At 56.1% G+C, this 12,628-nt stretch carries 10 protein-coding genes; 5 read left to right on the top strand and 5 right to left on the bottom strand.

Going from position 1 to position 12,628, the window contains the following annotated elements; all coding sequences use genetic code 11:
• Positions 1-170: 170 nt before the first annotated feature.
• Together msrA and RZA33_RS01775 are read left to right on the top strand one after the other, a co-directional pair.
• Entirely contained in the window at positions 171-818 is a 648-nt protein-coding gene (gene msrA / locus RZA33_RS01780) for a peptide-methionine (S)-S-oxide reductase MsrA (protein WP_317506127.1), read from the top strand.
• A gap of 190 nt (positions 819-1,008) precedes the next feature.
• A complete protein-coding gene (locus RZA33_RS01775) occupies positions 1,009-2,391 on the top strand; it encodes an NAD-dependent succinate-semialdehyde dehydrogenase (protein WP_317506126.1) in 1,383 nt (460 codons plus the stop codon).
• Positions 2,392-2,507: 116 nt separating this feature from the next.
• Here RZA33_RS01775 and RZA33_RS01770 read toward each other — a convergent pair whose 3' ends face one another.
• The 5 genes from RZA33_RS01770 to RZA33_RS01750 all read right to left on the bottom strand — a co-directional run bounded on the left by RZA33_RS01770 (position 2,508) and on the right by RZA33_RS01750 (position 9,789).
• The gene (locus RZA33_RS01770) at positions 2,508-3,008 is read right to left on the bottom strand and encodes a phosphatidylglycerophosphatase A (protein WP_317506125.1); all 501 of its coding nucleotides are present in this window, start codon (positions 3,006-3,008) and stop codon (positions 2,508-2,510) included.
• Entirely contained in the window at positions 3,008-3,757 is a 750-nt protein-coding gene (locus RZA33_RS01765; RefSeq protein ID WP_317506124.1) for a tellurite resistance TerB family protein, read from the bottom strand. Before RZA33_RS01765 ends, RZA33_RS01770 begins: the two co-directional genes overlap by 1 nt.
• A gap of 31 nt (positions 3,758-3,788) precedes the next feature.
• Positions 3,789-6,872, bottom strand: coding sequence for an SMC family ATPase (locus tag RZA33_RS01760; protein ID WP_317506123.1), 3,084 nt, complete (start codon positions 6,870-6,872; stop codon positions 3,789-3,791).
• On the bottom strand, positions 6,869-8,014 hold the full coding sequence (locus tag RZA33_RS01755) for an exonuclease SbcCD subunit D (RefSeq protein WP_317506122.1): 1,146 nt from the start codon (positions 8,012-8,014) through the stop codon (positions 6,869-6,871). Before RZA33_RS01755 ends, RZA33_RS01760 begins: the two co-directional genes overlap by 4 nt.
• A gap of 161 nt (positions 8,015-8,175) precedes the next feature.
• Positions 8,176-9,789 carry a DASS family sodium-coupled anion symporter gene (locus RZA33_RS01750; protein WP_317506121.1) on the bottom strand — a complete coding sequence of 538 codons (1,614 nt, stop codon included), beginning with the start codon at positions 9,787-9,789 and terminating at the stop codon, positions 8,176-8,178.
• A 262-nt stretch (positions 9,790-10,051) separates the two neighbouring features.
• Between RZA33_RS01750 and RZA33_RS01745 the strand changes: the two genes are divergently transcribed.
• From RZA33_RS01745 to sstT, 3 genes are all read left to right on the top strand, one after another.
• On the top strand, positions 10,052-10,681 hold the full coding sequence (locus tag RZA33_RS01745) for a CDP-alcohol phosphatidyltransferase family protein (RefSeq protein WP_317506120.1): 630 nt from the start codon (positions 10,052-10,054) through the stop codon (positions 10,679-10,681).
• Positions 10,682-10,823: 142 nt separating this feature from the next.
• On the top strand, positions 10,824-11,144 hold the full coding sequence (locus tag RZA33_RS01740) for a hypothetical protein (RefSeq protein WP_317506119.1): 321 nt from the start codon (positions 10,824-10,826) through the stop codon (positions 11,142-11,144).
• Between the two features lie 249 nt (positions 11,145-11,393).
• A complete protein-coding gene (sstT, locus tag RZA33_RS01735) occupies positions 11,394-12,614 on the top strand; it encodes a serine/threonine transporter SstT (protein ID WP_317506118.1) in 1,221 nt (406 codons plus the stop codon).
• The last annotated feature ends 14 nt before the right edge of the window (positions 12,615-12,628 follow it).

Here is a 12,628-nt window from a genome sequence, read left to right as displayed (position 1 = left end):
TCCGCGGGTACTTATGCCGTGGGCAACACAAACTTGCCACACCAGGCCGTCAACAAGCTGAACCCATCGCCACTAATAGACTCATACATTTATGAATAGACCTATTAATGGCTCAGTACCGTTTTAAACCACTTACGGCCTGCTTGCCATGCCTTCAGGAGCTTAGCTTAATGGCATATTTTAACCGTTTCAGCGCCCTACCCCGCGTTAGCCCCTTATCGCTATTTATCATGGCAACGGCTGCCGGCCTACTGACCAGCTCTCCGTTGCAGGCGCAAACTAACGCCAAGGCAACCTTTGCAGGTGGCTGCTTTTGGTGCATGGAGCCGCCCTACGACAAACAGCCTGGGGTCAGTGCCACCATTTCCGGCTATATCGGCGGTGAGCTTGAGAATCCGTCCTACGAAGAAATCTCTCAAGGCGGCACGGGCCACGCTGAAGTCGTTCAGGTTGAGTACGATTCAGAGCAGATTAATTACCAGCAGTTGCTAGACATCTTCTGGCGCAATATCGACCCTTTCGCGGTAGACCGCCAGTTCTGCGATGTGGGCGATCAATACCGCTCGGCGATCTTCTATCATGACGAGGAGCAGCGAGAGCTTGCCGAAGCGTCGAAAGCCGAAATGGAAGCGCGCTTCGACCAGGATATCGCTACCCAAATAGTTCCAGCGACCACCTTCTGGCGGGCTGAGGAGTATCACCAGAACTATTACCAAAAGAACCCCGTGCGCTATAAGTTCTATCGCTTCAGCTGTGGCCGTGATGATCGCCTGGAAGAAGTGTGGGGCGAAGAAGCTGGCGGACCGACTTTTGATTAGCAAAGCCAATTTTAGCAATGGTTGATGGAACTCCTCGGCTGAGCCATGGCCGGATGATTTACATTTCCATTATGCAAAGCCGCCATTTTTGTACTAGAGTACTCCCAAGCAAGAAATAGACCGGTCGTCTAAACGTCTGGGAGCTGGACGTTTTGACCAATATTATGTTGATCTAAAGATAGGAGATCTTATGAGCAATAGCATCACGACAATTAATCCCACCAACGGTGAAACACTCGAAACCTACGCGTTAATGAGCAGCGCGGAAGCGAAGCAAGTAGTCGATGACTGCTACGCAGCCTTCCTCGATTGGCGCCTCGAACCGCTGGAAAGTCGTGCTAAAACGGTCAAAGCGATTGGTCAAGCCATGCAGGATCGCAAAGAAGAGCTTGCCGACATGATGGTCACGGAGATGGGCAAACTCCCTGAGGAAGCGCGTCAGGAAGTTGACCTCTGTACGGCGATCTGTGACTACACTGCTGAACATGGGCCCACCAAGCTAGCCGATGAAGAGCGTCAGCCCGGTAATGGCGAACGCGGTATTATTAGCTATTCACCCATGGGTGTGATCTACGGCATTCAGCCCTGGAACTTCCCGGCTTATCAGGTAGTACGCTACTCAATCGCCAATATCATGGCGGGTAACGGCGTACTGCTTAAGCACGCTGAAAACGTCACCGGCAGCGGCCTGCTGCTGGAAAAGATCTACCGCGAAGCAGGCCTTCCGGGGAACGTTTTCCGCACGCTGGTCATTTCTCATGACGTTTCTGACGAAATGATCGCTCACTCGGCAGTGCGAGGCGTGACGTTAACGGGTAGCGACGGTGCGGGCCGTAAAGTGGCCGTTAAAGCCGCTGAGAATCTGAAAAAGACAGTACTTGAGCTGGGCTCTAACGATGCTTTCTTGGTGCTAGACGATGCTGACTTAGACGTGGCGGTCGACACCTGCGTATTGGGGCGTGTCTTCAACGGCGGTCAGACCTGCGTTGCCGCCAAGCGCTTTATAGTGACTGAGAAAAACTACGAGACGTTTAAAGAGCGCTATGTGGCTCGTATGCAAGCGCTCAAGGCTGGCGACCCGACCCAGGAAGGTAGCGACCTTGGCCCCATGGCGCGTGTTGACCTGCGCGATGGCCTCCATGAGCAAGTGGAAGAAAGTGTGCGTAAGGGCGCGAAAATCCTCTGCGGCGGTGAAAAACCAGCCGGCAAAGGCGCTTTCTACCCAGTCACCGTACTGGATAACGTCACCCCCGGTCAGCCTGCTTACGATGACGAGCTATTTGGCCCGGTAGCGGCGCTGATTCGTGCCAAGGATGACGAAGACGCCATGCGTATTGCCAACGACAGCCGTTATGGTTTGGGCGGCGGCATCATCTCTAAAGATGTCAAGCGCGCCACCGAACTTGCCAGCAAGTACTTTGACACCGGCATGGTATTTATCAATGGCTTCGGCGTTGCTACTCCGGAAATGCCGTTTGGCGGGGTTAAGAACTCCGGTTACGGACGCGAACACGGCGGATTTGGCATGCTCGAGTTCGTCAACGTTAAATCGGTGATTGTGGTTAAAGAGTAAGGCAGCAAACACTCACAATAGACAGTGAGCAGTGATTAATAAGCTGTAAAAAATAACGCCGTAGGCCCTTATAACCAAGGCTTACGGCGTTTTTATGCAACGGTAGTTACCGTATTCTACTGCGAACTCATTCGGGACGTTCGACGCTGCCATAACTTCAGCGCTAGCGCCATGATCACCCAGGTCACCAGTGCGGCAATAACATCGTCCAATACGATTCCAAAGCCACCATGAACATACTCCGCCAAATGAATAGGCGGTGGTTTCAGCCCATCAAAAAAGCGGTAAACAACGAACGCCAATGCCATTACCAGTGGGTTGCGCGCGGCGGTTAACCCAATGACCGCTAGCGGAAACGCCACGTACTCATCGACCACGATGCTGCCATGATCCAGTCCTGCGTCCCCTAAGCCTACATAACGTCTAACCGCTACGTGACAAACCGGCACCGCCAGCACCAACAGAACCGCCATGATGGTGCCCTGCTGAACCAGCGGGCGGCTCAACAGCCACCACGCCAACGGTATACCTAGCAGCGAACCAAAGGTACCCGGCGCCATTGGCGCTAGTCCCAGCCCAAAGCCGGTAGCTAGCCAAAAATTAATCGTTTCCAGCATTAACCTGCCTGCTGCGCTTGGCGCTCAAGCTCAGTGGTCATCTCGTTGGATAAGTTGAGGGCATTGCCCAACTGATCAAGCCAAGCACGCTCCATGGGGTTTTGCTCATCGGTCACGGCCACGCTGATCAGATACATCTCGCGGGCCGCTTGAGGAGAGTCTGCTTCGCGGGCCAGTGCCTGGGCATCGAGCGGTGCTTTTAGCTGCTGCTCTACCCAGCGATGCATCTCTTGGTCAGCGCCTAGGGCGTCGATTTGTTCGGTGATCAGCGCCTGCTCTTGCTCGTCAATATGGCCATCGGCACGGGCGGCCATGATCATTGCTTGCAACAATTCAAGGCTGCGGCGCTCCTGGTATTCACCGCTCAGTGCGTCAACCGACTCACCCTCTGAGGTATTCGGGGCAGCACTTTGTTGGCGATTGGCATCTTTACCCGCCTGGGAGCTCTGCCAAGCTTTCCATGCCAGCACGCCGACGCCAGCAATAGCGCCATATTTAAGCGCTTTGCCGCCCATTTTCCGGCCGCGCTTGGAACCCACTAATAGGCCCATGGCGCCGCCACCCAGCAGGCTTTTCATATCAAAGCCGCTAGAGCCACTGCCTTGCTGGGCACCTTGGCTGGTAGCGTTATTGCTTCCACCCAGCTGGCGGGAAAGACCGTCCAGCATGCCTTTTACGTCCACGCCGCTGCCTTTTTGGCTACCACCGGCTTGCTGCATAAGCTGCTGTAAAATTTTACTTGCGTTCATCCTTGGTACTCCTCTTCTTACTAGCGTCTAGTTACGGTGCCATTATCCCTTTTGCGTCTATGCCTTTCACGTCAACGGTACTGCCCTGACGGCTGGCGCGCACTTCTAAACGGACTGGCATTTGCTCTTTGAGTTCGCTGACGTGAGAAATAATCCCAATCATTCGCCCGCCCATTTGCAGCTCGCTAAGCATGGCGATAGCTTGGTCCAGGGCATCCTGATCGAGACTGCCGAAGCCTTCATCGATAAACAACGTATCTAGAGTAATGCCACCCGCGTAGGCCTGCACTACATCCGAAAGGCCCAGCGCCAGCGCCAGTGCTGCCATAAACGACTCACCGCCGGAAAGCGTCGCGACCGGGCGGTTTTTGCCGGTGTAGGTATCGGCCACATCAAGCTCCAAGCCCGAGGCTTTATTGCCCTTAGACGGATCCTCCCGACGCACTAGCTGATAGCGCCCACGGCTCATGCGCACCAGCCGCTCTGAGGCTTGAATCAGCACGTCGTCCAGCAACACACCCAGCACAAAGCGCTGCAGGCTAATCCGGTGCCCGGTGCGGCCATTAGCAACCTCGCTGAGCGTGCCCCAAAGCTGGTACTGGGCTTCAAGCTCGGCCTGGGCGGCGTGGGCAGTGGTGAGCTTTTGGCGAATAGCGTGTAGCGTTTTTAACCGCCCATCTAGCCCCCGCCACGTCTCTAACTGGGCATTTTCTTCTGCTTGTGTGTCCTCGACCTGGTTATGGAAAGCGGCAAGATCGGGCGGCGTTTTTTCCGCAAGCTGAGTTTGGTAATTTTGCAGCGCGCCCTCAAGCTCGGCCAGGCGGCGCTGGTACACCTCTATCTGCTGGGTAAGGTCTTGTTGCTGGGAGTCGTCCAACTGGGCCGCCTGAAACGCCGCCTCATCGTCGAAGGGGCTCGACTGCAACGCTGTTTGCCACTCGGCTTGGGCCTTTTGGAGCGATTGTTCGCTGCGTTCGATTCGTTCGTTCGCCCCGCGTAGCTGCTCTTCCGCCCGCGCCAGCTGAGTTTGGCTATTCGACAGTGACTGCTGAGCGCCTTCCCAGGCTTTTTCAATCTGCGCGATCTGGCGTTCCAGCTCAGCAAGCGTTTGACGCATAGCCTCTGGGTCGCGGGCATCATCAGGCAACGTTTGGCTCAGCTGGTCGCGCTGGCTCTCTAGGCGAAGGGCGTCTTCTTTGGCCTTTTCAACCGCGGGTTGCTGAGTTTTAAGCCGCTTATCCAGTGTCGCCCATTCGCGCCGCAGTGCATCGCGGGCAGCGGTTTGCTGGCTAATCTCGTGCTCAACGCTTTGCTGGCGCTGCACTTGGCGGCGCAAGCCTTCGCAGGCGTTCTGCAGCTCGCTTAGCGGCTGGGTCGCCCATTCGCCCAACTGCTGCCCGAGGCGCTGCACCTGCTCTGCGTTGTACTCAATCTGTTGGGCAAGCTTCTGCTGCTGGTGCTCAGCTGCTTGTCGCGCTTGACGGGCTTTTTCTAACGCTGAGCGGGCTTCCTCAACCTGCGCCTGGGTGACCACCTCGGCACTACTTACCGCTGGGGCGGGATGCGCCAGGCTGCCGCACACCGGGCAAGGGGCATCTTGCTCAAGCGTCAGCGCTAACAGCGCCGCCTGACTCTGATGCCAGCGCATCTCCTGCTCAGTGGCGTGGCGTTGCGCCTGTTCTGCAGCTTCTTGATCGCGACGCAGCGCTTGCGTTGCCTGCTGTTGTCGGCTATCAAGCTCGCGCTTGTGTTGGCTTAGAGCATCCAGTTCTTGGCGCTGGTTAAGCAGACTTTTATGACGGCTGAGTTCAGCGGGGGCGCTGGCCAGCTGCTGAAACTCTGTTTGTAAGCGCTCCAAAGTAACGCCGATGGCTTCACCCTGTTGGCGAATGCGTTCTAACTGTTGCTCATCACGCTTGAACGCCTCGTCGGCTTGTTGCCAGGTGGCCTGCGCCGTTTGAAAACGCGCCTGTAACTCGCTTAGCTGTTGGCCTTGTTGAATAAACTCGCTTAGCTGGCGATGCCGTTCACGCAGCGCGGGAACTTGCCCTTGGCGCTCCCGGGCCGCTTCCCAGCTTTGCTGCGCTTGTTCGGCATTTGCGCGCTGGGTTGTTAACGCAGCTTGCGCCTGTTGGTGCTCGGTTTGGGCGGTGGATAATGCCTGCCGTGCTTGCGCGAGCGCAGCGCTCTGGGGTCGCAGCGCCTGGGCGTGATCATTTTGCGCTAGGCGAGCCTTTTTGTTGTCTATTTGAGCGTGCTGCTCTAAATGGCGGGCTTTATCCGCGGCTAGCGTGTCGCGAGCCTGAAACTGGCGCTGCAGTGCCAGTGCCTCATCGCGTTGTTTTTCGGCGCTACGCCGCCGCTGCTGGGCGGTTTCAAAGCCTTGGCGCGCTTGCTCCACCTGGGGTGTCAGGGCTTCAAGCTCTTGCGCCAACGCGGCTTCGCTTTCCAACTCGCCACCGGCAAGAATGCCGCTGATATGCTGGCGATGATCGTTCACCGCCCGCTCGATTTGGTTGGCCTGAGTACGCAACCGCTCTTCGATACGCTGGAAAATCTGCGTTTGAAACAGCTGGGAAAAGATTTTTTCGCGGTCTTTTGAGTCTGCCATCAGCAGCTCACGAAATTGGCCCTGAGGGAGCACCATCACCTGGCGAAACTGGTCCGCGTTGAGCCCAATCAGGCTTTGCAGTTCAGCGGTTGCGTCAATGACGCTCTTAGCGACGAGACATTCACCCGTCTCACCTAACGCTGTCATTCGCCATAGCTGGGCTTCAGCGTTTTGGGTGGTGGTGCCTTCGCCGCGGGCCTTGGGGCGCTCCTGTTGGGGCACGCGGCGCACTCGGTAATCAACGCCGCGCAGGCGAAAATCCAGCGTGACGTCCGTTAGCAGCACGGCATCGGCCTGATCGCAGCGCATCTGAGAGCCCGTGCGTTCATCGCCCGTGGTCTGGCCGTAAAGGGCAAAGCAAATCGCATCGAGAATCGAGCTTTTACCCGCCCCGGTGGGGCCATTAATTAAAAACAGCGGGCTTTTGCCCAGCGCCGTGAAATCAATGGTTTCGCTGCCTGAAAAGGGCCCAAACGCCTGCATGGTAAGGGTTAACGGCGTCATTGCTGGACCTCTTCGCGCTGCAGTTGGTTAATTAACGCCGCCATGGTGCGAGCCTGCTCGTCGCTCATGGCCTCCCCGCTGGTTTGTTTGAAGAAGTCGCTAAACATATCCAGCGTATCAAAGCGTAGGCGATCACGGTCTAGCTGCTGAGTGCCACGAGCATCAAGCATGCCGGGCTTTTCCAGATGCAGCACGTTAGGGTAGACCTCGCGCAGCTTGCCCATGGGGTCAAGAATGGCGTGGCGATCCGTCAGCCGCACCAGTAGATAATCGTCGGCGTTGGGATCCGTTTTACCCTGCTCAATAAGCGCTGCTATCTCGCCCTCCAATACGCGCACTTCGCGATTGGGGATCAGCGGGATCTGCTCAATGCGTTGAACCCCGTCTGCCTCTAACTCCACCAGCGTCACACCTTTGCGCTGACTGGCTTCGGAAAAGCTGTACTTGAGCAACGAGCCGCTATAGCGAATATGCTCGCCGCCGCGGTACTGGGGGCCGTGCAGGTGCCCCAGCGCCACGTAGTCAAAGTTTTGCATGGGTTCCCAGGCGACGCTCTCAGCCCCGCCTAAGGTCAGCGGGCGTTCAGAGTCTGAAGCGCTACCGCCATCCACAAAGCAGTGGCTCATCAGCACGGTGGGCCGTTTTGGGTGGCGCTGCGTTTGGATGCGATCGACCAAATAGCGGTGGGCGCCGTCAAAATCGCGCACGTCCGCGTTAAGCTGGCTACGCACGTGTTCGGGGTCCGCGTAGGGGATGCCAAACACATCCACCTCAACCCCCTTAACCGTCAGCGTGACGGGGACTTCAAATGCGGCCAGATCGGAAAGAATATGCAGCCCGGCTTGGCGCAAGTGGCGCGCGCCAAAACGCAGCCGCTCAGCACCGTCGTGATTACCTGAGATCATAATCACCGGCAGCTTGCGCTCCTCGCAGAGCGCGTGCAGCACTTCGTCCAGCAGCGTTACCGCTGCCGCAGGGGGCACCGAGCGGTCGTAAATATCACCCGCGATCAGCACCGCATCGATGGCTTCGCGGTCGATGATCTCGATTAACTGGTTGAGCACGTGGCGCTGATCTTCCAACAGCGAGAGGTTATGAAACAGCCTGCCCAAGTGCCAGTCGGCGGTATGAAGTAGACGCATAACAAGCTCAACAAAAACAATGTGGCGCCATGATAACAACCTCCCCGCCAACAATCCCGCCGCAAAAAGCCCCGCTCAATGGCGGGGCTAGTTGTCTCAATAATCTCTTACTCTCGTCGCTAGCTCTCTAGCGACGGAAGGCGTCGGGATACGTGGTGAGATCAACCCCCCCACATGACCGGCAGCAGGAAGTACACCGCCGCCACGATCAGCAGCATAGCAATGATGTTGATCCAGAAGCCGGTGCGCACCATCTCAATGATTTTGATCTTACCGGTGGCAAAGATAATCGCATTAGGCGGCGTACCAACCGGCAGCATAAAGGCGCAGTTGGCGGCCATGGCCGCGGGCACCATCAGTACGAAGGGGTGGATATCCAGCGCCAGCGCCAGCGATGCCAACACCGGCAGAATCATCGTGGCCGTGGCGGTATTTGAGGTGATCTCTGTGAGGAAAAGCACCATTCCGGTCGCCAGAAGAATGACCAGCAGGAAGTTGACGCCTTCCAACACGCTCATCTGCCCACCGATCCATTCCGCCAGACCGGATGAGCCAAAGCCTGCGGCAATCGCTAAACCGCCGCCGAATAGCAGCAAAATCCCCCAAGGCACATCTTTGGCGATATCCCAGCCCAGCAGGCAGCCACCTTTGTTTTTGGAAGGAATTAAAAACAGTAGCAACGCAGCGACGATGGCGATCATGGTGTCGTTGATACCGGGAATATTAATGATCTGCCCCTGCCACAAAAACGACCGGGTAATCCACATAAAGGCCGCAAACAGGAAAACACCCAGCACCGCTTTTTCTTCAAAACTGGTGGTGCCTAAGGCGTCTTTCTCTTTGTTAATCAGCTCTCGCCCACCCGGTAGATGGCTAAATTTAACCGGAAAAAACACCCGCGTTAGCAGCAGCCAAGCGCTAAACAACAGCACGATGACCACAGGAAAGGCAAACACCATCCATCCGGCGAAGGAAATCTCAATGCCAAATAGCTCGTTGGCAATCGCGGCGAGAATGATATTCGGCGGGGTGCCAATTAGCGTGCCTAAACCACCAATGGTACCGCCGTAACCGATACCAAAAATCAGTGCTTTGCTGAATTTATCGATTTCGGCACTGTGATCGCCGTCACTTTTAGCCAGTTCCTGACTGACCTGGAAAACAATCGCCGTACCAATGGGCAGCATCATCATAACGGAGGCGGTGTTGGAGACCCACATTGATAAAAAGCCGGTCGCGGCCATAAAGCCAAACACGATACTGTTAATACTGGTGCCTAACACGGCGATAATCGACAACGCGATACGCTTGTGCAAATCCCACTTTTCCATCGCCAGGGCAATCATAAAACCGCCCAAGAACAGGAAAATAATCGGGTTGCCGTAAGCGGCGGTCACCGTACTACCATCCAGCGCGCCGGTAATCGGTAGCAGCACAATAGGCAGCAAAGAGGTCGCGGGAATCGGGATGGCTTCAGTAATCCACCACACCGCTACCCATAACGTAGTGGCCAGCACCATGCGCCCTTCAACGCTTAAGTCTTCCGGGTGAAAAAACAGCGCGACCAAGGCGAACAACAGCGGCCCAAGCAGCAAACCAATCTTCTGCGGCGTAGTGTAAGCAGGCGGTTTGGGCTCGCGAGGCTCTCGCTGTTGGGTTGCCGCCGCTGCATTGGCGGCACCACCGGTGGGCAGTGCGCACATTAATAAGTTTTTAGCTTGGTAATGGGAGCCCCATAGCTGGCCCCATGCCGTCATCAGGGTGGTTTTATCCATATAATTAGCGTCACTTACGGTGGTATGAACGATGAGGTATGAAGAGAGAGCGCATTGGCAGCAGCCCCCTACGTACAGTACTGGTACTCTTTTGGCGCCCTTTATTAACGGCTATCAGCCATTAGTCTAGCTATTTACCCATTATCACCACCAAAGTCTAACAACTTTAGTTGTAATTATTAACTGCATTTAAACACCAACGTAAAACACCTTGCGCGTCAGCTAACGCGCAACATTGCCAACTCATGATAAGGAGAATAGCGTGCTCGATCGCTGGACAATGCCGTTAACCCATCGCCCTCTCAAACAGCTCGCGCAGCCGCTGCATCGACACGGCACCTCCCCCGACCAAGTGACCCTAGGCGCTTTTTTGATCGGGATGACGGCACTACCGCTGTTGGCGTGGGAGCAGTATGGGCTTGCCCTAGTGGTGATTGTGCTAAACCGCCTGGGTGACGGCGTAGACGGCGCGCTGGCACGATTAGGTGGCCGCACCAGCGAGGCAGGCGGCTTTCTCGATATTGGTCTCGATTTTGTTTTCTACGCCGCCGTGGTGCTTGGCTTTGCACTGGCGAACCCTGAGCAGAATGCCCTTGCGGCTTGTGTGCTGCTGTTTGCCTTTGTCGGCACTGGCACGTCGTTCCTGGCCTTTGCCATTGCCGCTAAACAGCACGCAATAGAACGGCCTAACTTTCCCAACAAGGCGTTCTACTATTTAGAAGGCTTAACCGAAGGCACTGAAACCGTGCTGGCGCTGGTGATTTTCTGCCTATTGCCTGACCACTTCCCTACGCTGGCGACGTTATTTGCAATTGCTTGTCTGATTACGGTGGCTACGCGACTGTGGGGTGGCTACTGGACACTGCGCAGGCATATTACGGACGCCGATTAGTCGATCAAACCACTCTTTTTTGGTATTTGCTTCTCACTGACGGCTATATTAGTCTCAGCTTCGTACGCGTTCCGACGTACCTTTTCAAATTCAGGCGGTCTCTTAACGCAAACCGCCGTTCGCAGTCACAAGGAGCCGTGATATGCATAGCGAAACGCAAACCGACCTTTCCCAGGCGGGCCTTCACATTGCCATTCAAGATATCAAGGACGAGCTTTTCGATACCCCCGAGTGCGACTACGCCATCGCCCAACTGCTTACCCGCTGGGGCCAGGCTGGAAAAGCCGAGCAATTGCTGGATGAAATGCTGATGAAGTGGGGCACGTCGCCAGAAGTGCTTGCTTTAACCCAGCGCGGTTATACGGAGATGGTTGGCAGCAGTGAGCGACTGGCGGATAACGACGACACCATCCGCAAGCCACAAAAAACCGCTTCAGCGAGCCTCGGTATCGTGGCGGCCTGACCTAAAGGCTAAATCAGCAAGGCAACAAGCGTCATTGATCAATGCTCCTGCCCGCTTACTCGGCAGGGGCATTTTTATTGAATCAATTCAGCGTCTAATCGTTAGCCCTCCAATATAGCCATCTCATCGACTAAACGAATATCGGCGTAACGAAGGCAGGTCGTAGCTGATAGACTACCGCCCCTTTCAGGCGCGTTAGCGGCCAAGCACCGCCACGCCACCCACCTTTTACTACCTGAGAGTTGCGCAATGATCGCCACCGCTCGTACTGTTTTCCGGCCACTTCTACAGCTGGGCCTTATCTCACAGATTTTAATCGGTATCGTTGCCGGGGTAGTACTCGCACTTTTTACGCCGGAGATTGCTAGCGATGTGGCCCTACTAGGCCAGCTTTTTATTGCCGCTTTGCAGGCGGTAGCGCCTATTTTAGTGTTTGTACTGGTGGCCGCCGCGATCTCTGCTCATCAGAAAGGCCAACCCACCCACATTCGCCCAGTGCTGGTGCTTTACGTGGTGGGCACGTTAATCGCTGCGCTCATCGCGGTGGCGGCCAGCTTTCTATTCCCCACCGAACTGTCGTTGAATGCCGGCCAAGTTGATGGCACCCCGCCCGGCGATATTTTTAGCGTTCTGCGCGACCTGCTGTTGAACGCGGTGGCCAACCCGATTAGCGCACTGATGGAGGCGAACTTTATCGCTATTTTGGCCTGGGCTATCGGCCTGGGTTTGGCGCTGCGCCAAGCTGGCGATACCACCCGCCAAGCATTGAGCGATTTATCTGTAGCAGTCACGCGCATTGTGACACTGGTGATTCGTTTAGCGCCGCTAGGTATCTTTGGCTTGGTGGCAGGCACGCTGGCAGAGTCCGGCGTTGAGTCGCTGGTTAACTACGCCCAGCTGTTGGCAGTAATTGTGGGCTGCATGCTGTTTGTCGCGCTGGTGAGCAACCCGCTGCTGGTCTACTTCACCACCCGCCAGAACCCTTACCCGCTAGTGTTCGCCTGCCTGCGGGGTAGCGCGATTACCGCCTTTTTCACTCGTAGCTCGGCGGCGAACATTCCGGTCAACCTTGAGCTTTGCCGACGCTTAGAGCTCGACCCTGACACTTACTCCATTTCCATTCCGCTGGGTGCGACGATCAATATGTGCGGTGCGGCCATTACCATCACCGTGATTACTCTGGCGACCACCCATACGCTGGGCATTAGCGTTGATTTTGCCACGGCGCTGCTGCTGTGCGTGGTTTCAGCGCTGGCGGCCTGCGGCGTTTCCGGCGTGGCGGGCGGCTCACTGATGCTGATTCCCATGGCCGCCAACCTGTTCGGTATTCCAACGGAAGTGGCTATGCAGGCGGTGGCAATTGGCTTTGTGATTAGCGTGGTGCAGGACGCCACCGAAACCGCCCTCAACTCGTCTACCGACGTACTGTTCACGGCAGCGGCCTGCCGCTCCCACAAAGCGAACAGCTAGTTTCACCTGGGGAG

The sequence above is a fragment of the Halovibrio sp. HP20-59 genome (genome assembly GCF_033052795.2).
In the GTDB taxonomy this organism is placed as follows: Bacteria; Pseudomonadota; Gammaproteobacteria; order Pseudomonadales; family Halomonadaceae; genus Vreelandella.
Note: the sequence above shows the minus strand (reverse complement) of the source record. Positions and strands in the feature narration are given on the sequence as shown.